The sequence below is a fragment of the Leifsonia sp. SIMBA_070 genome (assembly GCF_046534635.1).
Classification (GTDB): domain Bacteria; phylum Actinomycetota; class Actinomycetes; order Actinomycetales; family Microbacteriaceae; genus Leifsonia.
The window spans coordinates 1,410,230-1,431,710 of the sequence record NZ_JAWRYK010000001.1; the positions used below are offsets into that span (position 1 = coordinate 1,410,230).

At 69.7% G+C, this 21,481-nt stretch carries 20 protein-coding genes; 13 read left to right on the forward strand and 7 right to left on the reverse strand.

The window, feature by feature from the left end; genetic code table 11:
- The first annotated feature begins 73 nt into the window (after positions 1-73).
- The 3 genes from SB754_RS06625 to SB754_RS06635 are packed head-to-tail and all read left to right on the forward strand — an operon-like array spanning position 74 to position 2,162.
- Complete coding sequence (locus SB754_RS06625) at positions 74-709, forward strand: ArsR/SmtB family transcription factor (RefSeq protein ID WP_410781548.1); 636 nt, start codon at positions 74-76, stop codon at positions 707-709.
- Entirely contained in the window at positions 709-1,965 is a 1,257-nt protein-coding gene (locus SB754_RS06630) for an MFS transporter (RefSeq protein ID WP_410781549.1), read from the forward strand. The genes SB754_RS06625 and SB754_RS06630 overlap by 1 nt, the downstream gene beginning before the upstream one ends.
- Complete coding sequence (locus SB754_RS06635; RefSeq protein WP_410781550.1) at positions 1,962-2,162, forward strand: hypothetical protein; 201 nt, start codon at positions 1,962-1,964, stop codon at positions 2,160-2,162. Before SB754_RS06630 ends, SB754_RS06635 begins: the two co-directional genes overlap by 4 nt.
- 42 nt (positions 2,163-2,204) lie before the next feature.
- On the opposite strand, the gene SB754_RS06640 is transcribed toward SB754_RS06635, so the two are convergent.
- The 5 genes from SB754_RS06640 to SB754_RS06660 form a co-directional block, all read right to left on the reverse strand.
- Positions 2,205-2,477, reverse strand: a complete 273-nt coding sequence (locus SB754_RS06640) for a hypothetical protein (protein WP_410781551.1) — start codon at positions 2,475-2,477, stop codon at positions 2,205-2,207.
- The gene (locus tag SB754_RS06645) at positions 2,477-2,950 is read right to left on the reverse strand and encodes a GNAT family N-acetyltransferase (protein WP_410781552.1); all 474 of its coding nucleotides are present in this window, start codon (positions 2,948-2,950) and stop codon (positions 2,477-2,479) included. The genes SB754_RS06640 and SB754_RS06645 overlap by 1 nt, the downstream gene beginning before the upstream one ends.
- Before the next feature lie 70 nt (positions 2,951-3,020).
- Positions 3,021-3,467, reverse strand: a complete 447-nt coding sequence (locus tag SB754_RS06650) for a GNAT family N-acetyltransferase (RefSeq protein ID WP_410781553.1) — start codon at positions 3,465-3,467, stop codon at positions 3,021-3,023.
- Positions 3,464-6,070, reverse strand: a complete 2,607-nt coding sequence (valS, locus tag SB754_RS06655; RefSeq protein ID WP_410781554.1) for a valine--tRNA ligase — start codon at positions 6,068-6,070, stop codon at positions 3,464-3,466. Before valS ends, SB754_RS06650 begins: the two co-directional genes overlap by 4 nt.
- A 95-nt stretch (positions 6,071-6,165) precedes the next feature.
- Entirely contained in the window at positions 6,166-7,488 is a 1,323-nt protein-coding gene (locus SB754_RS06660; RefSeq protein WP_410781555.1) for an MFS transporter, read from the reverse strand.
- A 65-nt stretch (positions 7,489-7,553) separates the two neighbouring features.
- Here SB754_RS06660 and SB754_RS06665 point away from each other — a divergent pair, with 65 nt between their 5' ends.
- The 5 genes from SB754_RS06665 (at position 7,554) to ndk (ending at position 14,057) form a co-directional block, all read left to right on the forward strand.
- Entirely contained in the window at positions 7,554-8,183 is a 630-nt protein-coding gene (locus SB754_RS06665; protein ID WP_410781556.1) for a TetR/AcrR family transcriptional regulator, read from the forward strand.
- A 315-nt stretch (positions 8,184-8,498) separates the two neighbouring features.
- Positions 8,499-11,852, forward strand: a complete 3,354-nt coding sequence (gene ileS / locus SB754_RS06670) for an isoleucine--tRNA ligase (RefSeq protein ID WP_410781557.1) — start codon at positions 8,499-8,501, stop codon at positions 11,850-11,852.
- The gene (locus SB754_RS06675; protein ID WP_410781558.1) at positions 11,849-13,216 is read left to right on the forward strand and encodes a bifunctional folylpolyglutamate synthase/dihydrofolate synthase; all 1,368 of its coding nucleotides are present in this window, start codon (positions 11,849-11,851) and stop codon (positions 13,214-13,216) included. Before ileS ends, SB754_RS06675 begins: the two co-directional genes overlap by 4 nt.
- Positions 13,195-13,638 (forward strand): DUF4233 domain-containing protein, encoded by a 444-nt coding sequence (locus SB754_RS06680; RefSeq protein ID WP_410781559.1) that lies wholly within the window; start codon positions 13,195-13,197, stop codon positions 13,636-13,638. Before SB754_RS06675 ends, SB754_RS06680 begins: the two co-directional genes overlap by 22 nt.
- Positions 13,635-14,057, forward strand: a complete 423-nt coding sequence (ndk, locus tag SB754_RS06685; RefSeq protein WP_410781560.1) for a nucleoside-diphosphate kinase — start codon at positions 13,635-13,637, stop codon at positions 14,055-14,057. The genes SB754_RS06680 and ndk overlap by 4 nt, the downstream gene beginning before the upstream one ends.
- Before the next feature lie 164 nt (positions 14,058-14,221).
- On the opposite strand, the gene SB754_RS06690 is transcribed toward ndk, so the two are convergent.
- Entirely contained in the window at positions 14,222-14,839 is a 618-nt protein-coding gene (locus tag SB754_RS06690) for a vitamin K epoxide reductase family protein (protein ID WP_410781561.1), read from the reverse strand.
- Positions 14,840-15,147: 308 nt separating this feature from the next.
- Between SB754_RS06690 and SB754_RS06695 the strand changes: the two genes are divergently transcribed.
- The gene (locus tag SB754_RS06695) at positions 15,148-17,739 is read left to right on the forward strand and encodes an Rne/Rng family ribonuclease (RefSeq protein WP_410781562.1); all 2,592 of its coding nucleotides are present in this window, start codon (positions 15,148-15,150) and stop codon (positions 17,737-17,739) included.
- Positions 17,740-17,775: 36 nt separating this feature from the next.
- Here the strand turns inward: SB754_RS06695 and SB754_RS06700 are convergent, their stop codons facing one another.
- Positions 17,776-18,051, reverse strand: a complete 276-nt coding sequence (locus SB754_RS06700) for a DUF4031 domain-containing protein (RefSeq protein WP_410781563.1) — start codon at positions 18,049-18,051, stop codon at positions 17,776-17,778.
- Between the two features lie 277 nt (positions 18,052-18,328).
- Here SB754_RS06700 and rplU point away from each other — a divergent pair, with 277 nt between their 5' ends.
- The 4 genes from rplU to proB all read left to right on the forward strand — a co-directional run bounded on the left by rplU (position 18,329) and on the right by proB (position 21,476).
- On the forward strand, positions 18,329-18,637 hold the full coding sequence (gene rplU / locus SB754_RS06705; protein ID WP_410781564.1) for a 50S ribosomal protein L21: 309 nt from the start codon (positions 18,329-18,331) through the stop codon (positions 18,635-18,637).
- A gap of 37 nt (positions 18,638-18,674) precedes the next feature.
- The gene (gene rpmA, locus SB754_RS06710) at positions 18,675-18,932 is read left to right on the forward strand and encodes a 50S ribosomal protein L27 (RefSeq protein WP_410781565.1); all 258 of its coding nucleotides are present in this window, start codon (positions 18,675-18,677) and stop codon (positions 18,930-18,932) included.
- 124 nt (positions 18,933-19,056) lie between these two features.
- Positions 19,057-20,625 carry a GTPase ObgE gene (gene obgE / locus SB754_RS06715; RefSeq protein WP_410781566.1) on the forward strand — a complete coding sequence of 523 codons (1,569 nt, stop codon included), beginning with the start codon at positions 19,057-19,059 and terminating at the stop codon, positions 20,623-20,625.
- On the forward strand, positions 20,622-21,476 hold the full coding sequence (gene proB, locus SB754_RS06720; protein WP_410781567.1) for a glutamate 5-kinase: 855 nt from the start codon (positions 20,622-20,624) through the stop codon (positions 21,474-21,476). The genes obgE and proB overlap by 4 nt, the downstream gene beginning before the upstream one ends.
- Positions 21,477-21,481 lie beyond the last annotated feature (5 nt).

The window sequence follows — 21,481 nt, forward strand, 5'->3', positions numbered from 1 at the left end:
AAAGGAAGCGTTGCAAAGGTACGAATGCAAAGTAGCGGTTGCAAAGAACTCTTTGCATGGCTACTGTGGTCACATGACGAACGAAGAGCAGCAGGAGCCCGCGGACGGAGTCGCCGGGGGCCGCGCCCTCTGGGAGGACGCGCTCGGGATGGCCGCCCTGCGAGCCCTCGCGCATCCACTTCGTGTCGAGATCATGAACGAGCTGTCCGACTTCGGGCCGGCGACCGCCAGCATGCTGGCCGAACGCCTGGGGGAGTCGAGCGGCGCCACCAGCTACCACCTGCGCCAGCTCGCCAAGCACGACATCATCGTCGAAGACGCCGAACGCGGTTCCGGCCGCGAGCGCTGGTGGCGCATGGCGCCCGGCGGCGTGACGATCGGTTCGCCCGAGACTTTGGACACTCCGGCAGGCCGCGAGGCCAACGAGATCATCTCGCTCGGCTGGCAGCAGAACAACGAGCGCCGCCTCTCCGCCTTCCTGCGGCGCGGGCTCGACACGTTCGGTTTCGAGTGGATGGAGTCCAGCACGCTGTCGACCTCCCACCTCGAACTCACCCGTGAGCAGCTCGAGGAGTTCGGCCGCGAGTACTACGCCCTGCAGGACCGCCTGAAGAAGAAGTGGAAGGCGCAGGAGGCCGAGACCGACGAGCGCAAGCGCGTCCAGGTCCAGTTCAACGCGTTCCCCCTGGTGGAGCAGGAAGACCGCTGATGTCGACGACGGCGAGCACTCCGTTGGGGAGCGGTTTCGCGCGCCTCTGGACCGCGGCGATCGCGAGCAACCTTGCGGACGGCCTTGGACGTACCGCCGTGCCGCTGATCGCGACGACGCTGACCCACGACCCTGCACTGATCGCGGGCGTGAGCGCGGTCACCTTCCTGCCGTGGCTGCTGTTCGGCATCCCGGCCGGGATGCTGCTCGATCGTGTCGACCGGCGCATCGCGATGGCGGTCGCCAACTCGCTCCGCTTCGCCGTCGCCGCCCTGCTCGCCGTGCTCATCACGACGGACTCGCTGACCATCTGGCTGCTCTACGCCTGCGTCCTCGCCTTCGGGCTGGGGGAGACGGTCTTCGACAATGCGACGACCACCGTCGTGCCTGCCCTCGTCGGTCGTGATCAGCTCGATCGCGCGAACGGGCGGATGCAGTCGGCCGAGATCACCATCCAGAACTTCATCGCCACGCCGATCGCGGGCTTCCTGTTCGCCGTCGCGATCGCGCTGCCCATCTGGCTGACCGGCGCCGGCTTCCTGGTCGCGGGGCTGCTGGCGCTGACGATCCCGGTCGCGGCGGCTCATGCGCACCGGGCGGGGCATGCTTCGCACGAGGAGGAGGAGCGACCCTCCCTCTCGGCGGTGGTCCGGTTCCTCTGGGACTACCGGTTCCTGCGCTGGATGATCGTGCTCACCTCGCTCACCGCTTCGGCGCTGGCCTTCGCGCAGGGAAGCGTCGTGCTCCTCCTGCTGCAGACCTTCGATGTCCCGGCCGCACTGATCGGTGTGGTCACCGCGGCGATCGGAGTCGGCGCGCTCGTGGGTGCTCTCGTCTCCAGCCGGTTCGTCGCGCGCTTCGGCCGAGGCCAGGTGATGTTCTGGGCGATCCTGGTCAGCGGCGTCGGCATCCTCGGGGTCGGTGTGACGTCGAACGTCGCCGTCGCCATCGGCGCCTACGCGATCGGCGCCTTCGGTGTCGCGGTCTGGAACGTGCCCTGGGGCGCGCTGCGCCAGGCCGTCATCCCCGGCGCGATGCTGGGTCGCGCCCTCGGCATCGTCCGCACCATCGGCTGGGGGATGACCCCCATCGCCACCGTCCTGGGCGGCTTCGTCGCCCGCATCGACCTCCGGCTGCCGTTCGTCATCGGCGGCGGGCTGGTGGTCGTCCTGACGCTGATCGCGTCCCGTCTCATCCTCTCGGCGACGGCCCAAGCGCCGGCGGCCGAACCTGTTCCGGAAGGACAACCGTCATGACCGCCGTCCTCGTCTCCCCGAGCCGTGATTCCGCAGCCCGCCCGCTCACGCATCGCCTCGCCGCTCGCATCGGCGGCGCGCTCACCGCCTGGGCCGACCGGCCATTCGCTCCCGAACCGCGGCACACCGACCGCGTCGCCCGGATGGAGTCCGCTCGCGACACCGCCGCGCGCACGCTGCCCCAGCTGCCGCGGTGACGCCGGCCGGAAGAGGCCGGCCCGACGACGACGGAGGAGGCCCTACGCCTCTTCCTCGTCGTAGTCGGACGTGTCGACCTCGACCGGCTGCGTGATGGTGGCCGAGTCCTCCTGGGCGTTGTACCGGATCTCCGTGCCGTCGTCGAGCGTGACGACGGGCTTGGCCTCCAACCAGGTGAGCGTCCAGTTCCAGCCGGTGGTCTCGACGTCGGTCGCGACCAGCTCCTCCTCGACGGTCTGCACGGCGTATGCCACGACCTCGGGGAGGGAGGCGGGGGCCGAGCCGCCGACCGACCAGCGCGTTCCGAGCTGCATCAGGCGCGTCCCGCCTGGCTCGGGGCCTTCGCGAGATCGATCTCGTAGGTGACCCACGCAGTGCGGTCCGCGACCGCGTCGTAGAGCTTCTGGGCCGTCTGGTTGTCGTGCGCGGTGATCCACTGCACGACGCCGAGGCCGCGCTCCTCGGCGAGCGAGCGGGCCTTCTGGATGAGCGCGCTGCCGACTCCCTTGCCGCGCTCGTCCTCGACGACGAACAGGTCGTCGATGAAGAGTCCGCGGTCGCCTTCGAGCGGTCGCGCGAACTCGCGCAGGTGGGCGAGGCCGACGATGCGGTCGCCGTCGACCGCCACGTAGCCGTTCTCCTCGTGCTCCGGGTCGGTCAGCCAGGACCAGAGCAGGAGCGCCTTCTGGTCGGTCAGCTGGGTGTCGTAGAACTCGGCGTACTTGGCGTACACATCGAGCCAGGCGAAGAAATCGCCGTCCTTGACCGGTCGAACCTCGATCGACATGGATTCCTCCGTTCGCGTTTCACGCCCGGCTGTGAGTCCGGTGCGTGTTCCGACCATATAACGCCTGCGTTCAGGGGACGAGGTCGTACGTGACCCACTTGGTCTTCTCAGCGAACCTGTCGTACAGGCGGCGAGCGGTCTCGTTGTCCTTCGCCGTGATCCAGCGCACGACCGAGAGACCGCGCTCGCGGGCGGAGTCGCGGAGCGCCTCAAGCAGGGCGGAACCGGCCCCGGCTCCCCGCGCGTCGGGCGAGACGAACAGGTCGTCGAGGTAGAGGCCCTTGCTGCCGTCGAGCGGACGGACGAACTCGCGCACGTGCGCCAGGCCGATCGGAGCACCCTCCTCGTCGACGGCGAAGTAGGCCTCCAGCTCGTTCTCCGGGTCGGAGATCCAGCTCCAGACCAGGAGGGCCTTCTCGTCGGTGACGGGCTTCTCGTAGAACTCGCCGTACCCGGCGTAGAGGTCGAGCCAGGTGAAGAACTCGTTGTCCTGGACGCTCCGGACGCTGGTGGTCATCGTTCCTCCTCGGTCGGTGCCGCGGCGAGCAGGATATCGGTGACCGCCAGCTCATCGGCGGAGGCGAAGCGCAGGTCGGCGATTCTGCCCACCGAGCGGAGGTCGCCTGCGGCAGCCTCCACTGCGGCGATCTCGGCAGGGGGGCCCGCGATGACGGCGGAGTCGACGGGCGTGCGCTGGGAGGCCTTCGCAGCCGTCTTGGCGCCGCGGATCCCGGTCAGGGCGCGGCCGACGATGTGGAGCACCTCGCGGTCCGCACTCCAGTCACCGGCGACATCCGAGGCAGCGGGCCAGGGGGCGACGTGGACCGACCCGTCCTCGAACCAGGACCACGCCTCCTCCGAGGCGAACGGCAGCACGGGCGCGAAGAGCCGGAGGAAGCCTGAGAGCGCGACCCGCAGAGCGACGACCGCGGAGGTCTTCTCCGGGGTGTCCTCGCCGTAGGCGCGCTCCTTCACGAGCTCCAGGTAGTCGTCGCAGAAGGTCCAGAAGAACGTCTCCGCGATCTCGAGCGCCCGGGCGTGGTCGTAGTTCTCGAGCGCGGAGGTGGCGTCGGCGACGACCGTCGCGAGGTTCTGCAGCATGCTCCGGTCGAGCGGGCTGGTGACCTGACCGAGGTCGAGCGACGCGGGCGCGTCGAAGCCGAGGATGAACTTCGCCGCGTTGAGCAGCTTGATCGCCAGGCGCCGGCCGATCTTGATCTGGGTCGGGTTCTGCGGGTCGAACGACGCGTCCGTGCCGAGCCGGCTGGAGGCCGCCCAGTAGCGGACCGCGTCGGAGCCGTGCCGCTCCAGGATGTCGGCGGGCGTGACGACGTTGCCCTTCGACTTCGACATCTTCTTGCGGTCGGGGTCGACGATGAAGCCGGAGAGGGCGGCATTGCGCCAGGGCGCGACATCCGCCTCCAGCTTGGCGCGCAGGAGGGTCGAGAACAGCCAGGTGCGGATGATGTCCTGGCCCTGGGGACGCAGGTCGAACGGGAAGACGGCGTCGAACAGCTCGTCGTCGCGCATCCAGCCGCCCGCGAGCTGCGGGGTGAGCGAGGAGGTCATCCACGTGTCCATGACGTCGTGCTCGCCGACGAAGCCGCCGGCCTGGCCGCGCTGGCTCTCGTCGTAGCCGGGGGCCGTGTCGGAGGACGGGTCGACGGGCAGCAGGTCCTCCGTCGGGAGGATCGGCTGGTCGAACACCGGGTTGCCGTCCGCGTCGAGCGGGTACCAGATCGGGATGGGAACGCCGAAGAAGCGCTGGCGCGAGATCAGCCAGTCCCCGGTCAGGCCGTTCACCCAGTTCTCGTACCGGACGCGCATGAAGTCGGGGTGCCAGTCGATCTCACGGCCGAGCTCGATGAGCCGCTGGCGCAGCTCCTCGTCGCGGGCGCCGTTCTTGACGTACCACTGGCGCGTGGAGACAATCTCGAGCGGGCGGTCGCCCTTCTCGAAGAACTTGACCGGGTGCTGGATGGGCTTCGGCTCGCCTTCCAGGTCGCCGGAGGCGCGCAGCAGCTCCACGACGGTCTGCTTCGCCGAGAACACGGTCTTGCCGGCGAGCTGCGCGTACGCCTCCCGGCCGGCCTCCGACGTGATCGCCGCGGGCGGTTCGGGCAGGATTCGCCCGTCGAAGCCGATGATGGCCCGGTTCGGGAGGTCGAGCTCGCGCCACCAGGTGACGTCGGTGATGTCGCCGAACGTGCAGATCATGGCGATGCCCGATCCCTTGTCCGGCTGCGCCAGGTGGTGGGCGACGACCGGAACCTCCACGTCGAACAGCGGCGTACGGACGGTCGTCCCGAACAGCGGCTGGTACCGCTCGTCGTCGGGATGCGCGACCAGGGCCACACAGGCGGGCAGCAGCTCCGGACGAGTGGTCTCGATGAAGACGGGGCCGTCGGCGCCGTGGAAGGCGACGCGATGGTACGCGCTCGGCTGCTCGCGGTCCTCCAGCTCGGCCTGGGCGACCGCGGTGCGGAACGTGATGTCCCAGAGGGTGGGAGCAAGTGCCTGGTACGCCTCGCCGCGCTCGATGTTGCGGAGGAACGCCAGCTGCGACGTACGCAGCGACTCGTGGCCGATCGTCCGGTACGTCTGCGACCAGTCCACGGAGAGGCCGAGCGAGCGCCACAGCGCCTCGAACTGCTTCTCGTCCTCCACCGTCAGCCGCTCGCACAGCTCGATGAAGTTGCGGCGCGAGATCGGCTTCTGGTCGGCGGCCTTCGTGCTCTTGTTGTCGCCGCCCTCGAAGGGAGGCTCGAAGCCCGGGTCGTAGGGGAGCGACGGGTCGCAGCGCACGCCGTAGTAGTTCTGGACGCGGCGCTCGGTCGGCAGGCCGTTGTCGTCCCAGCCCATCGGGTAGAACACCTTCTGGCCGCGCATGCGGTGGTAGCGCGCGATCACGTCGGTGTGCGTGTAGCTGAAGACGTGGCCGATGTGCAGCGAACCGGAGGCCGTCGGCGGCGGGGTGTCGATCGAGTAGACGCCCTCACGACCCGCGGCGAGCGCACCCTCCCGGTCGAACCGGAAGGTGCCGTCGCTCTGCCAGCGGTCGCCCCATTTGGCCTCCAGGCCTTCCAGTGCGGGCTTGTCCGGCACGTTCTGGGCGCTCATAGGGGTCCTCCGATTCGATATATGCGGCACCGTGTCCTCGGGGTGCCTGAGTGTGGGATCCCTCCCAGAGTACCGAATCTCGGGGTACGAACGCGTCAGACCTCGTCGACGATGGGCTTCCGTCGCGCCGCGAACAGGGCGGCGGCCAGGGTGATCGCCGACATGACGGCCAGCACGATGCCGGGGTGCCACCAGGCGTTGCCGGTGGCCTGGCCGAACACCAGGGTCAGGGCCGGAACGAAGGAGGTCAGGAGCGCGGCGATGCTGTACGCGACCGAGAGCCCGCTGTAGCGGACCTCGCTCGGGAACAGGTCGGACATCAGCCCGCCGAGCCCCGCCCAGGACAGCGTGGGCAGGATCCCCCCGATGATCATGCTGGCCACCAGGATGCCGAACGTCGCGGACTGCAGCAGGAAGTACATCGGGAACGCGACGATCAGAGTCCCGACGGCCCCGATCGCCACGACGCGCGCCGAGCCGATCCGGTTGGCCCAGAGGCCGAACAAGGGGATGGTGACCAGCTGCAGCAGACCGCCGATCGTCGTCGCGACCAGCAGATCCTGGTACTTGAATCCGAGGACCGCGGTGCCGTAGTCGACCATGTAGGTGTTCATCAGCGAGTAGGAGCCGATGCCGAGGATGGCGGCGCCGATCCCGATGATGAAGCCCGTGGGCGCCTTCCGGAAGACGTCGAGGACGGGGAACCGGTCACGGGTGCCGGTCTCCAGCAGCTTGCGGAAGACGGGCGTCTCGTCGATCGACCAGCGCAGGTAGAGCGAGACGAGCAGCAGCGGGAACGCGGTCAGGAACGGGATGCGCCAGCCCCAGGCGGCGATGTCCGCCGACGACATGCTCAGCGTCAGGACGATGAAGACGACGGCGCTGAGGATGGAGCCGACCGGCGAGCCGAGCTGGGGGAGCGCGGCGTAGAAGCCGCGGCGCTTCGGATTGGCGTACTCCGTCGCGAGGAGGATGGAGCCTCCCCACTCGCCGCCCACCGAGAAGCCCTGCACCAGTCGCAGCAGCACGATCGCGATGGCGCCGAACCAGCCGGCAGCCGTGTAGGTCGGCAGCACGCCGACGAGACCGGTGCTCAGCCCCATCAGGAGGATGGTGATCAGAAGGGTCGGACGGCGGCCGATGCGGTCGCCGAGGTTGCCGAAGACGATCGCGCCGATCGGGCGGATCACGAAACCGGCCGCGATGGCCAGGAACCCGGCCAGCGCCCCGCCGAAGGTGCCCAGCGGCGCGAAGAAGAGCGGACCGACGAAGAACGCCGCGAAGTACGCGTACAGGTAGAAGTCGTACGACTCGAGCGCGGTGCCGACGAACGACGCTATGGTGACGCGGCGTGCGGTGCCCGGCGTGATGCCCGGGCGGTCGGTCTCGCTGCGGACGGGGCTGATGGTGGTAGTCACGGGTGTCCTTCGGAAACGAATAATATGTGGACCGGGTCCAATAATGGCACGAGGAGGAACGCAGGATGGTCGAAGCGCATTCCCCGCGCCCCAAACGGGCCGCAGCGACCGGCCGGCCCCGCTCCTCCTCCCGCGCCATGCTCGCCGAGGCCGCGGCCGAACTCTTCCTCGAGCAGACGTACGGCGGGACCACGGTTGACGACATCGCCCGGCGTACAGGCGTGAGCCGGGCGACCTTCTTCAACTACGTCGGCTCCAAGAGCGACCTCCTCTGGCTGGAGGTGGATGAGGCGCTCGCCGCGTTCGACGCGACGGCAGCCTCCGTTTCTCGGGACCTGGCGCCGATGGAGGCCGTGCTCGAGGCGATGACGCGGCTCGCCGACGGCTTCGGGCCCGGGCGCCTCCCGCTCGCCGTGACCCAGGTCGACCTGATGGGGACCGACGCCGAACTGCAGGCGTCCGCCCTCCCGCGGTTCCTCGCCCTGGTGCGCCGCCTCCAGTCGTTCATCGCCGCGCGCAGCGGCGCCTCCACGGACGCGCTCCTGCCGCGCGCCGCTGCGACCGCCGTCGTCGGCGCCGCCGTCTCCGCCGCGACCGCCTGGGCCCGGGCCGGAGTCTCCCGCGGCCCCCTCACCCCGCTCGTCCGCACCGCCGTCGCCCCCGTCTGCGCCGGCTTCGCCCCCCACCTCCCCTGAACCCGCCCCCCACCATCGAGTCCTCACTTAATGCACACTCCCGCGGCGTGTCGCGTGCAGAAAGTGAGGACTCGATGGTGGGGGGCGGGAGGTTGGTAGGATGGGGGGACAGGCTGTGATCCGGGTATCGCCGGGGAGCCTTCGGAAGAACGGCGTGCGAGCGCTCAGTAGAACCGAACGGGGCCGGCCCGTCACAGCCGAAGAATGAGAGGCTCCGTCCGGCACCGGCGGCGGGTGGGGCAAGCGGGGTGGTACCGCGGCGGGCGTGCGAGCGTCCGGCGTCCTCGTGCAGAACCAGAACCTGCCAGGAGTGAGATGCCGTACCCCAAGTCCGCGCCGGACTCGAACGAGCCCCGCGCCGAGGACACCGCCCAGCGTCCCGACGGACAGCGCCAAGAGATCGTAGCGAGCCCCGTCTTCCCGGCGATCGAGACCGAGATCCTGAAGTTCTGGGACGAGGACGGGACCTTCCGCGCCTCCGTCGACAACCGCGACGGCGCCGAGGAGTGGGTCTTCTACGACGGCCCGCCGTTCGCCAACGGCCTCCCGCACTACGGCCACCTGCTCACCGGCTACGCCAAGGATGTCTTCCCGCGGTTCCAGACCATGCGCGGCAAGAAGGTGGAGCGCCGGTTCGGCTGGGACACCCACGGACTCCCGGCCGAGCTCGAGGCGGAGCGGCAGCTCGGCATCACCGACAAGAGCCAGATCGAGGAGATGGGCCTCGCCGCCTTCAACCAGGCCGCGAAGGACTCCGTGCTGCGCTACACCCGCGAGTGGCGGGAGTACGTCACCCGCCAGGCGCGCTGGGTCGACTTCGACAACGACTACAAGACGCTCGACACCAGCTACATGGAGTCCGTGATCTGGGCGTTCAAGCAGCTGCACGAGAAGGGCCTCGCCTACGAGGGCTACCGCGTTCTGCCGTACTGCTGGCGCGACCAGACGCCGCTGTCGAACCACGAGCTGCGGATGGACGACGACGTCTACAAGATGCGTCAGGATCAGACCGTCACCGTCACCTTCCCGCTGGTCGGCGAGAAGGCGGAGGTGCTCGGTCTGACCGGTGTGCGTGCGCTCGCCTGGACGACCACGCCGTGGACCCTCCCGACGAACCTCGCCCTGGCCGTCGGCCCGGACATCGAGTACGCCGTGCTGCCCTCCGGCCCGAACGGCGCGGCCGACTCGTACGGCTCCCCGGATCAGGAGGTCCTCAGCGGCCGCTACCTGCTGGCCACGGATCTCGTCGGCAACTACGCCAAGGATCTCGGCTACGACTCCCCGGCCGACGCCGTCGCGGCGATCAGCGGGACCGTCCACGGCTCCGAGCTCGCCGACGTGGAGTACGACCGGCTCTGGGACTACTACGCCGACACCGAGAAGTGGGGCACGCAGAACGCGTGGCGCATCCTCGTCGACGACTACGTCACGGTGGAGGACGGCACCGGCATCGTGCACCAGGCTCCCGCCTACGGCGAGGACGACCAGCGCGTCACCGAGGCCGCCGGCATCCCGGTCATCATCTCGGTCGACGACGGCGGCCGCTTCCTGCCCGACGTCGCGGAGGTCGCCGGCCTGCAGGTGTTCGACGCGAACAAGCCGCTGACCCGGCTGCTCAAGGAACAGGGCCGGCTGCTGCGCCAGGCCAGTTACGAGCACTCGTACCCGCACTGCTGGCGCTGCCGCAATCCGCTGATCTACAAGGCGGTCTCGAGCTGGTTCGTGCGCGTCACCGACTTCCGCGACCGGATGGGCGAGCTCAACCAGCAGATCACCTGGGTCCCCGAGAACGTCAAGGACGGCCAATTCGGCAAGTGGCTCGCGGGCGCCCGCGACTGGTCGGTCTCCCGCAACCGGTACTTCGGTTCGCCGATCCCGGTGTGGAAGAGCGACGACCCGGCCTACCCGCGCGTCGACGTGTACGGGTCGCTTGCGGAGCTGGAGCGCGACTTCGGCCGCCTCCCGCTGAATGCGGCGGGGGAGCCGGACCTGCACCGTCCCTTCATCGACGAGCTGACGCGGCCCAACCCCGACGACCCGACCGGCCGGTCGACGATGCGCCGCATCCCGGACGTGCTGGACGTCTGGTTCGACTCCGGTTCGATGCCGTTCGCCCAGGTGCACTACCCCTTCGAGAACCGGGACTGGTTCGACACGCACAACCCGGCCGACTTCATCGTCGAGTACATCGGGCAGACCCGCGGCTGGTTCTACCTGCTGCACACGCTCGCCACCGCCCTGTTCGACCGCCCCGCGTTCAAGAACGTCATCAGCCACGGCATCGTGCTGGGCAGCGACGGCCAGAAGATGTCGAAGTCGCTGCGCAACTACCCGGACGTCAACGAGGTCTTCGACCGCGACGGCTCCGACGCGATGCGCTGGTTCCTGATGTCGAGCCCTGTGCTGCGCGGCGGCAACCTGGTGGTCACCGAGGAGGGCATCCGCGAGGGCGTCCGACAGGTGCTGCTCCCGCTGTGGAGCACCTGGTACTTCTTCTCCCTCTATGCGAACGCGACCGGGTACGAGGCGAAGCGCTCCACCGCCTCCACCGACGTGCTCGACCGCTACCTGCTCGCCAAGACGCGCGACCTGGTGGAGGCTGTGACGGCCGACCTGGAGGCCCTGGACTCGACGCTGGCCGCCGCCAAGCTGCGCGACTTCGCCGACGTGCTCACCAACTGGTACGTGCGCCGTTCGCGCGACCGGTTCTGGGAGGGCGTGGCCGGCGACGGTTCGGGCGCCCAGGCGTTCGACACGCTTTACACCGTGCTCGAGACGCTGACCCGCGTCGCCGCGCCGCTCCTCCCGCTCGTCAGCGAGCGGATCTGGAAGGACCTCACCGGCGGCCGCAGCGTGCACCTGACCGACTGGCCGGAGGCCGCCGAGTTCCCGGCCGACGACGCCCTGATGGATGCGATGGACCGCATCCGCTCGATCAGTTCGACCGCGCTCTCGCTGCGCAAGCAGGCCGGCCGTCGCGTGCGGCTCCCGCTGGCATCCCTGACGGTCGTCGCCCAGAACGCGGACGCTCTGCGTCCCTTCGAGGGCATCCTGCGCGACGAGCTCAACGTGAAGGCGATCCGGCTGGAGGAGCTGCGTGAGGACAGCGCCGCCGACTACGGCATCACGAGCCGCCTGACCGTGAACGCCCGCGCCGCGGGTCCGCGCCTCGGCAAGCAGGTGCAGCAGGTCATCCAGGCCGCCCGTGCCGGCGACTGGCGCGAGGTGGACGGCGTCGTCACGGTCGGCGGGATCGAGCTGGCCGAGGGGGAGTACGACCTGGTGCTGGAGACCGCGTCCGACGGCGACGACTCGTCGGCGCTCGCGCTGCTCGCAGACGGCGGCTTCGTGCTGCTCGACACGGCGACCACTCCGGAGCTGGAGGCCGAGGGCCTGGCGCGCGACATCATCCGCGCCGTGCAGGACACCCGCAAGGCGGCCGGGCTCGACGTGAGCGACCGCATCCGCCTCAGCCTCGCGTTCGATCATGAGGACGACCAGCGCGCCCTCGGCCTCGCCGGGGACGTCGACATCGCGACGGAGACACTTGCGCTGGCGATGGAGATCGCGACGGCCGACGGTGCGTTCCAGAAGCGTTTCGAAGCGGGCCAGTTCGCGAATGTCGGCGGTTTCACCGTCGGCGTGACCAAGGTGGAGGTGCAGTCGTGAGCGACGAGGAGGACTACCGCGAGCGCGCAGAGGAGGTCTACCAGGCGCTGCTGGCGCGCGTCGGGGAGGGTGCTCCCGAGCGCCGTCTCGACGCCACCCGCCGAGCGGTCGAGCTGCTGGGCGATCCGCAGCGGGCGTACCCGATCATCCACGTGACGGGGACGAACGGCAAGACGTCCACCAGCCGCATCGCCGAGAGCCTCCTGCGCGCCTATGGCCTCCGCACCGGCCTCCTGACGAGCCCGCACCTGGTGCGCTTCAACGAGCGCATCGTCATCGACGGCGAGCCGATCGAGGACGAGGCGCTGGTGCGCAACTGGGACGACATCAGCCCGTACCTCGACATCGTGGATGCGGAGCTGACCGAGGCGGGTAAGCAGCCGCTGACGTTCTTCGAGGCGCTCACAGCGCTCGCCTACGCCGCCTTCGCGGACGCGCCGGTCGACGTCGCGGTGATCGAGGTCGGCATGGGCGGCGAGTGGGACTCGACGAACGTCGGCGACGGGCAGGTCGCCGTCTTCACGCCGATCGCGCTCGACCACACCAAGGCTCTGGGCGACACGGTCGAAGAGATCGCGCGCACCAAGTCCGGGATCATCAAGCCGTCCGCCGACGTCGTGTCCTCGGCCCAGACTCCGGAGGCCGACCACGTCCTCCGCGAGGCAGCCGAGCTGACCGAGTCGACGTTCGCCGAGCAGCCGGCCGACTTCGGCGTCGCGGCCACTCGCGTCGCCGTTGGCGGCCAGCTGGTGACCGTCCGAGGACGGGCGGCCACCTACGAGGACGTCTTCCTGCCCCTGTACGGCGACCACCAGGCGCAGAACGCCGCCGTCGCCGTGGCGGCGGTCGAGACGTTCCTCGGCCGGGGCACGCAGCCGCTCAAGACGGACCTGGTCGAGGAGGGGTTCGCCACGGCGACCTCGCCCGGCCGGCTGCAGCTGATCGGCATCGAGCCGAGCATCCTCGTCGACGCCGCCCACAACCCCGCGGGCGCCGAGACCCTCGCCGAGGCCCTGCGGACCTACTTCGACTTCGACGAGATCACGTTCGTCATCGGCATCCTGGGCGACAAGGATGCGCGGGGCGTCATCCGCGCGCTCGCTCCCGTCGCCACCCAGTTCTTCGTGACCCGGCCCGACTCGGACCGTGCTCGCGATCCCGAGGACTTCGGCGAGCTGGTCCGCGAGGAGGTCGGCGACGAGGCGACCATCGTCTACTCCGACGCCATCGACGCGCTCGAGTCGGCCCGCGACTGGGCCGGCGAGGAGGCGCGGCGCGCCGTCGTGGTGGCCGGCAGCATCGTGCTCGTCGGCCAGGCGATGGCGTACGCGGAGGAGCAGGAGTGGAAGCAGGCCGCGTCGTGACCGACGCTCCGGAGGGCGCGGAGGGCGCGGAGGGCGCGAGCGGCCGGCCGCGGCGTCAGCGGTCTCTCCGCGAGCTGCTGGGCTCCATCGTGCTCGGCTTCGAGTTGCTCGTGGTGTTCCTCGGCGCGCTCGTGCTGTTCGGCCTCCACTCGCTGCCCGCCTGGGTGGCGCTCGGCGGGGGAGCGGCGCTGATCGTGCTCATGATCGTCGCGATCGGCCTGCTGCGGAACACCGTCGGGGTCGTCCTCGGCTGGATCGTCCAGGCCATCCTCATCGCCGCGGGCATCCTCGTGCCCGCCTTCTTCATCGTCGGCGCGATCTTCACCGCCATGTGGGCGTACTGCATGATCACCGCCGCGCGCATCGACCGAAACAATCGAGCGGCCGCCCGCGCGGCCGACAACGGAACGGAGAACCCATGACCAGCGCCGTCGAAGAGACCCTCGTCCTCATCAAGCCCGACGGGGTCGCCCGCAGCCTGACCGGCGAGATCCTGCGCCGCATCGAGGCGAAGGGCTACTCGCTCGTCGACCTGCGGATGCTGCAGGCCGACCGCGACCTGCTCGCCCAGCACTACGCCGAGCACGAGGGCAAGCCGTTCTACGAGCCGCTGGTGGAGTTCATGGAGTCGGGCCCGATCGTCGCGATCCGCCTCGCAGGCAACCGCGTCATCGAGGGCTTCCGCTCGCTGGCCGGCACGACCGACCCGACGACCGCCGCTCCCGGAACGATCCGCGGCGACCTCGCCCGCGACTGGGGCCTGAAGGTGCAGCAGAACCTCGTCCACGGCTCCGACTCGCCCGAGTCCGCCCAGCGCGAGCTCGCCCTCTGGTTCGGCTGACCCCTCCCTCGCCCCCTTCCCCGATTCGTGACGAATGTGGCGATCACGCGCGTGAGAGTCCACTTTCGTCACGAATCGGGAGGCTTCCGCGGACCCACGATTCGTGACGAATCGGGGTTTTGCGCCAGCGAAAGCCCACATTCGTCACGAATCGGGACTGCAGGTCAGACGAAGGCGCGGTGGATCCAGTCCAGCTGGATCTGCGCCAGGATCGCGACGATCGCGTAGCAGACGATCGTGATCAGCGGCACCCAGCTGTAAAGGGTGCGGAAGACACCGCGCGCCCGCTCCGGGACCGGGATGTTGCCCTCCTTGAGGTTGTAGAGGGTCACCGACCAGAACGTCGGGATGGTGACGATCCACGTCACCATGCACCACGGGCACAGCACGTTCAGCACCGTCAGCGACTCGGTGATAAGGAAGATCACCAGGACGAGGGCGAGCAGCACGCCGACGTTGAACGCGATCCAGTACCAGCGGGCGAACCGCGCCCGGGTCGCCAGGAGGCCGACGCCGACGGCGATCGTCGCCGTCCAGCCGCCGAGGCCCAGGATCGGGTTCGGGAAGCCGAGCACAGAGCCCGCGGCGGAGTTCAGGTTCTTCGAACAACCCACGAGGACCGAGAAATTGCACGAGAGCTGGGCGCCCGGATTCTCCAGCAGGTGGAACTTGTCCACCGTGAGCATGAAGGCGGCCCAGAGGCCGATGAGTCCGGCGACGATCAGGAAGACGGCGAGAGCGGTCGGGCGGCGGTAGGCGGCCTCGGCGGGACTGGCTGACACCCTCGGATTATGGCATGACCCCTGCGTGTCGTCCTGGGAGGCGACCGTCGGGAGCGGCGATGCGTGCGATAATCGTTGCAGCAGTCGTCCCGGCCGTGGCCGGGATCAGCGACAGAAGGCTTGAGGGCGCCCAGAGCGCCCGGAAATGCCGGCCCTGGAGGTCGGCACAGAACAGTGAACCGGATGTGCGCGGCGCTACGAGCGCGGCAGCATCCGAACAGGATTGAGGGAGGCGCCGCTCGCGCCGCCTCCCGACGGAGAGTACCCGGCGAGTGGGGAGCCGCCGCCGGTCGAGGAGTGCACCAGCGATGGTGGATAACGAGAACAACGACAACACGGACTACAACGAGACGGAGACAGGAGGACGGAAGCGCAAGGGGCTCTTCGGCACGCGACGCGTGGTGAGGAAGGCTCCGCAGGCTTTCTCCGACGTCTCGTCCGCACCGACTGCGGCGCAGACCGCTGAGGGCGACGCGCCCGAGACAGGTGCGCCCGAGACGGGTGCGCCCGAGACGGGTGCGCCCGAGACGCGCGCGCCCGAGACGGACACGCCCGAGACGTCGGCGCCCGAGTCGGCGGCGCCCGAGCAGGCAGCACCGGCCCCCGCGCACGAGCCGCCCGCCCTGCCCGAGAAGCACGGAGAGGACGAGGCGCCGGTCTCGCCGGCGGCCGCCCCCGGCCTCCCGCCGACCACCCTGCTCTTCCAGGCGCCCGACATCCTGCCGCTGCCGCCGCTTCCGGACGCCGAGGAGGAGCCGGCCGGCGGAGTCCGCCGTCGCTCCCGCCGCCGTGCGGGGGAGACCGGCCGCGACACCTCGAACGACCCGGCCAACACCGTGGTCAAGGTCCGTACGCCGCGCGAGCCGGAGCTGATCACCGAGCCGCAGAAGGTCAAGGGCTCCACCCGCCTGGAGGCGAAGAAGCAGCGCCGCCGCGACGGCCGCGACGCCGGACGCCGCCGCCCCGTCATCACCGAGGCCGAGTTCCTCGCCCGTCGCGAGTCCGTCGACCGGCAGATGATCGTCCGCTCGAAGGGCGGCCGCATCCAGATCGGCGTGCTGGAGGACAACGTGCTCGTCGAGCACTACGTCGCCCGGTCGCAGGAGGCGTCCCTCATCGGCAACGTGTACCTCGGTCGCGTGCAGAACGTCCTCCCCAGCATGGAGGCCGCGTTCGTCGACATCGGCCGTGGCCGCAACGCGGTGCTCTACTCGGGCGAGGTCGACTGGGATGCCGTCGAGACCGGCAACCAGCCGCGCCGCATCGAGCTCGCCCTGAAGGCGGGCGATCGCGTCCTCGTGCAGGTCACGAAGGACCCGGTGGGTCACAAGGGCGCCCGCCTGACCAGCCAGATCTCGCTGCCGGGCCGCTACCTCGTGTACGTGCCGAACGGCTCCATGAACGGGATCAGCCGCAAGCTGCCCGACACCGAGCGCTCTCGCCTCAAGAAGATCCTCAAGGAGGTCCTCCCCGAGAGCGCCGGCGTGATCGTGCGCACCGCCGCCGAGGGCGCGACCGAGGAGCAGCTGACGCTCGACGTCAACCGCCTCACGGCGCAGTGGGCCGACATCAGCTCGCGGGTCGAGTCGCAGCAGGCGCCCGCGCTCCTGCACAGCGAGCCGGACCTCCTGATCAAGATCATCCGCGACGTCTTCAACGAGGACTTCCAGAAGCTCGTGATCGCCGGGGACGACGCCCGGCAGACGATCGAGAACTACCTGCGCCAGGTCGCCCCCGACCTGCTCGACCGCGTCGAGGCGTACACGGGCGACCGCGACGCCTTCGACGAGTTCCGCATCACGGAGCAGATCGAGAAGGCGCTGGAGCGCAAGGTGTGGCTGCCGTCCGGCGGTTCGCTCGTGATCGACCGCACCGAGGCCATGACCGTCGTCGACGTCAACACCGGCAAGTTCGTCGGCTCCGGCGGCAACCTCGAAGAGACCGTCACCAAGAACAACCTGGAGGCTGCGGAGGAGATCGTCCGCCAGCTGCGGCTCCGCGACATCGGCGGCATCATCGTCGTCGACTTCATCGACATGGTTCTCGAGTCGAACCGCGACCTCGTCCTGCGCCGGCTGGTGGAGTGCCTGAGCCGCGACAGGACCAAGCACCAGGTGGCCGAGGTCACCTCCCTCGGGCTGGTGCAGATGACCCGCAAGAAGCTCGGCCTCGGCCTGCTCGAGACGTTCAGCGAGGCCTGCGAGGTCTGCGCCGGCCGCGGCGTCGTCGTGCACCACGACCCGGTCGTGAAGCACCGCCAGCCGCAGCAGCAGGCGCCGCAGGGCGAACGCCGGCGGGGGAGGGGCGGCAACGGCGCCCCTACCGCCAACGGCGCGTCTAACGGCGGCTCGAACGGCAACGGTCACGGCGGAACGCACGCCATCACCGACGACGCCAAGAACGCTCTGGCGCAGATCGCCGCGTCGACCATCCACCACCACGACGGTGAGGCGAAGGGTCAGGAGGCCGCCGAGGTCTCCGAAGTCGCCATCACCGAGGTGACGCTGACGGAGGTCACCGCGACCAAGAAGCGCCGCCGCAAGGGCAAGGGCGGCGACAAGCAGCGCCCGGCCGCGGAGCAGCCGGAGGCCGAGTCGGCCGATAGCGCGAGCGAAAGGGCCCCGCAGCCCGAGACCGAGACCACGACCGAGGAGGCCGAGGTCGCCGTGGCCGAGGTCGCGGTGGAGGTCGCCGAGGAGATCGTGCCGCTCATCGACCTGCCCGAACCCGCTCCGACGCACTCGCCTGCGCGCCGGTCGCCGGAGGAGACCGAGCTGCTGCTCGACTCCGTGCTGGATGCGCTCCCGCAGCCGAAGGAGCCGGGTCAAGGCCGTGGCCGCCGCCGTCGGGCCAGCACCGCGGTCATCGCCGGGGGCGAGCTGGCCTCGTCCTCCGAGTAGTCCTCACTGAGAAGTCGTCGATCGCGGCGCGGCGGCTCAGTGCCGGCGCGTCCGGTCGCGCCCTTTCACCCGAAGCCCGCTGGCGATGAGCCGTGAGACGAGCTCCTTGCCGGGGACGGGCTCCGCGCCTGCCGCGACCAGCTCGTCGTAGCGGCGGTCCGGCACGTCGTAGTGGTCGAGATCGAACGCGCGGCGCTGGATGCCGTTGGCGTCGGCGAAGGCGTGCAGTTCGTCCAAAGACGCGTCGCTGACCAGGTGCGACCACAACATGCCGTGCGCCGGCCATGCCGGGGGATCGATCAGGACCGTCATACAATGATTGTAGGAACCGGTTCCGCTGGCGGAGCCGCGCGGTCCCGACGGCCCTCCCGAATTGACGGCTTCCAGGGCGTCGGGTAAAGTTGACCGTTGGTGTGTGTCGGGCGTCGTCCGCATCGCCATCATGGTTTTCTGAGAGCCACCGGGTGCGAGAGCATCGGGCCGGACTCGCCAGTGCCTTGCGATCAAGGCGAATTCCAGAAAAGTTGAAGAGCAGGACCAGATCCGCGGCTGCGCCGGGAGCTGTTCCCCGACGAAAAGGTACTGACAAGTGGTTTACGCAGTTGTGCGCGCCGGTGGCCGGCAGGAGAAGGTCGAGGTCGGCACCATCGTGACGATGGACCGCATCAAGGCCGACAAGAACGGCACGGTCGAGCTCGCACCGGTGCTGCTCGTCGACGGTGACAAGATCACCTCCGACGCCGAGTCGCTCGCCAAGGTGACCGTGACCGCAGAGGTCCTCGGCGACCTGCGCGGCCCGAAGATCCACATCCAGAAGTTCAAGAACAAGACCGGCTACAAGAAGCGCCAGGGCCACCGCCAGGAGCTCACGCGCGTCAAGATCACCGGCATCAAGTAGCCGACGGCCACGCAGACAGCCTCGAGGAGAAGACACCATGGCACACAAAAAGGGAGCGAGCTCCACTCGCAACGGCCGCGACTCCAACGCTCAGCGCCTCGGCGTGAAGCGCTTCGGCGGCCAGACCGTCAACGCGGGTGAGATCCTGGTCCGCCAGCGCGGCACCCACTTCCACCCCGGCGTGAACGTCGGCCGTGGCGGCGACGACACCCTCTTCGCCCTCGCCGCCGGTGCGGTCGAGTTCGGCACCAAGGGCGGCCGCAAGGTCGTCAACATCGTGGAAGCCTCGGTCTGAGTCTCGACCACGAGCATCACCTTCAGGATGGGCGGGCTTCGGCCCGCCCATCCGCCATTTGAGCGGTGAATGCCGCAGCAAAGCGGCAACCGCCGCAGCAGTACAACAGCAGTAGGAGAGCACCATGGCGACGTTCGTTGATCGCGTGACGTTGCATCTGCGCGCCGGCAACGGCGGCAACGGGTGCGTCTCGGTGCGCCGCGAGAAGTTCAAGCCGCTCGCCGGTCCAGACGGCGGCAACGGCGGCAACGGCGGCGACATCGTCCTCGTCGCCGACCCGCAGGTCACCACCCTTCTCGGCTACCACCGCCACCCGCACCGCTCGAGCGACAACGGCGGCTTCGGTATGGGCGACCACCGCAGCGGTTACACGGGCGAAGAGCTCGAACTGCCCGTTCCGGTCGGCACCGTGGTGAAGGACGCCGACGGTCAGGAGCTCGCCGACCTGAACGAGCCGGGAATGCGCTTCGTCGCCGCAGCGGGCGGTATCGGCGGTCTCGGCAACGCGGCCCTGTCGAACCCGAAGCGCAAGGCGCCCGGTTTCGCGCTGCTCGGCACTCCCGGCTGGGAGGGCGACATCCGCCTCGAGCTGAAGACGGTCGCCGACATCGCGCTGGTCGGGTATCCGTCCGCAGGCAAGTCGAGTCTGATCGCAGCCCTGTCCTCCGCCAAGCCGAAGATCGCGGACTACCCGTTCACCACGCTGCACCCGAACCTCGGTGTGGTGCAGGCGGGGGATGTCCGCTACACCGTCGCCGACGTGCCCGGTCTCATCGAGGGCGCGAGCGAGGGGCGCGGCCTCGGGCTGGAGTTCCTGCGCCACGTCGAGCGCTGCTCCGCACTGCTGCACGTGCTCGACTGCGCGACGCTCGAGCCCGGGCGGGATCCGCTGAGCGACCTGGACGTGATCCTCGGCGAGCTGGCCGCCTACCCGGTGCCGGAGGGGCAGAAGCCGCTGCTGGAGCGCCCGCAGCTCATCGCGCTCAACAAGATCGACGTGCCCGACGGGCGCGAGCTCGCCGACTTCGTCCGCCCAGAGCTCGAGCAGCGCGGCTACCGCGTGTTCGAGATCTCGACGGTCAGCCATGAGGGCCTCCGCCCGCTGTCGTTCGCCCTCGCCGAGATCGTCGAGCAGGCGCGGGCCGAGCAGGCGGCTCTCGAGCAGTCCCGGCCCCGGATCGTCATGCGTCCGAAAGCGGTCGACGATTCGGGCTTCGTCGTCAAGGTCGAGGGGGGCACCGACGGCCCGGTGTACCGGATCCTGGGCGCCAAGCCGGAGCGCTGGGTCGCGCAGACCGACTTCGCCAACGACGAGGCCGTCGGCTACCTGGCCGACCGGCTGGCGAAGCTCGGAGTCGAGGACCAGCTGGTGCGCGCCGGCGCCGTCGCCGGTTCGACGGTGGTCATCGGCCGCAACAACGGCGTGGTGTTCGACTGGGAGCCCACGCTCACCTCGACCGCCGAGCTCATCGCCGCGCCGCGCGGAACCGACACCCGCCTGGACATGAACCAGCGTCCGACACGCGCCCAGCGCCGCGAGGACTACTTCGACCGGATGGATGCGAAGGCCGAGGCCCGCGAAGAACTGCAGCGTGAGCGCGCGGCCGGCCTCTGGCAGGACGACAGCTACGACGAGAACGCGGCCGCCGACACCGACTCGAACAGCGGAGACAGGGAGAGCACCGAGGGATGACCATCGACGACCGCAGCCAGATCCCCTCCGCCCGGCGGATCGTCGTCAAGGTGGGCTCCTCGTCCATCAGCGGCGAGAACGCCGGGCAGATCGCGCCGCTGGTCGACGCCCTCGCCGAGGCGCACGGGCGCGGCACCCAGGTCGTCCTCGTCTCATCCGGTGCCATCGCGACCGGCATCCCGTACCTCTCGCTGTCCGAACGGCCCACCGATCTGGCGACCCAGCAGGCCGCGGCCGCGGTCGGCCAGAACGTGCTGATTTACCGGTACCAGGACAGCTTCGACCGGTACGACATCGTCGCGGGCCAGGTGCTGCTGACCGCCGGCGACATGGAGAACGCGACCCACCGCAGCAACGCGAAGCGCGCGATGGAGCGGCTGCTCGACCTGCGCATCCTGCCCATCGTCAACGAGAACGACACCGTGGCGACGCACGAGATCCGTTTCGGCGACAACGACCGGCTGGCCGCGCTCGTCGCACTGCTCGTGGAGGCGGACCTCCTGGTCCTGCTGTCCGACGTCGACGCGCTGTACACGCGGCCGCCGCACGAGCCCGGCGCCGAGCGCATCTCGCACGTCGGCTGGGACGACGAGCTCGAGGGTGTGGAGATCGGGTCGACCGGTCTCTCGGGTGTCGGCAGCGGGGGAGCGGTCACCAAGGTGTCCGCGGCCCGTCAGGCGGCGGAGCGCGGCACCGCCGTGGTGCTGACGGCGACCACGCTGGTGTCGCAGGCGCTGCGCGGCGAGCAGGTCGGCACGTGGTTCGCGCCCGCACCGAGCGGATCCGTCCCCAGCCCGGCTCTCTCCACAGGTTCGATCGCCGCTGTCCCGTCGGACGCGGCCGCGTCCTAGAATCG

Excerpts from the sequence above, each read along its gene's own strand:
- SB754_RS06625 (WP_410781548.1), top strand. The coding sequence starts at position 74 with ATGACGAACGAAGAGCAGCAGGAGCCCGCGGACGGAGTCGCCGGGGGC.
- SB754_RS06630 (WP_410781549.1), top strand. The coding sequence starts at position 709 with ATGTCGACGACGGCGAGCACTCCGTTGGGGAGCGGTTTCGCGCGCCTC.
- SB754_RS06635 (WP_410781550.1), top strand. The coding sequence starts at position 1,962 with ATGACCGCCGTCCTCGTCTCCCCGAGCCGTGATTCCGCAGCCCGCCCG.
- SB754_RS06640 (WP_410781551.1), bottom strand. The coding sequence starts at position 2,477 with ATGCAGCTCGGAACGCGCTGGTCGGTCGGCGGCTCGGCCCCCGCCTCC.
- SB754_RS06645 (WP_410781552.1), bottom strand. The coding sequence starts at position 2,950 with ATGTCGATCGAGGTTCGACCGGTCAAGGACGGCGATTTCTTCGCCTGG.
- SB754_RS06650 (WP_410781553.1), bottom strand. The coding sequence starts at position 3,467 with ATGACCACCAGCGTCCGGAGCGTCCAGGACAACGAGTTCTTCACCTGG.
- valS (WP_410781554.1), bottom strand. The coding sequence starts at position 6,070 with ATGAGCGCCCAGAACGTGCCGGACAAGCCCGCACTGGAAGGCCTGGAG.
- SB754_RS06665 (WP_410781556.1), top strand. The coding sequence starts at position 7,554 with ATGGTCGAAGCGCATTCCCCGCGCCCCAAACGGGCCGCAGCGACCGGC.
- ileS (WP_410781557.1), top strand. The coding sequence starts at position 8,499 with ATGCCGTACCCCAAGTCCGCGCCGGACTCGAACGAGCCCCGCGCCGAG.
- ndk (WP_410781560.1), top strand. The coding sequence starts at position 13,635 with ATGACCAGCGCCGTCGAAGAGACCCTCGTCCTCATCAAGCCCGACGGG.
- SB754_RS06695 (WP_410781562.1), top strand. The coding sequence starts at position 15,148 with ATGGTGGATAACGAGAACAACGACAACACGGACTACAACGAGACGGAG.
- SB754_RS06700 (WP_410781563.1), bottom strand. The coding sequence starts at position 18,051 with ATGACGGTCCTGATCGATCCCCCGGCATGGCCGGCGCACGGCATGTTG.
- rpmA (WP_410781565.1), top strand. The coding sequence starts at position 18,675 with ATGGCACACAAAAAGGGAGCGAGCTCCACTCGCAACGGCCGCGACTCC.
- obgE (WP_410781566.1), top strand. The coding sequence starts at position 19,057 with ATGGCGACGTTCGTTGATCGCGTGACGTTGCATCTGCGCGCCGGCAAC.
- proB (WP_410781567.1), top strand. The coding sequence starts at position 20,622 with ATGACCATCGACGACCGCAGCCAGATCCCCTCCGCCCGGCGGATCGTC.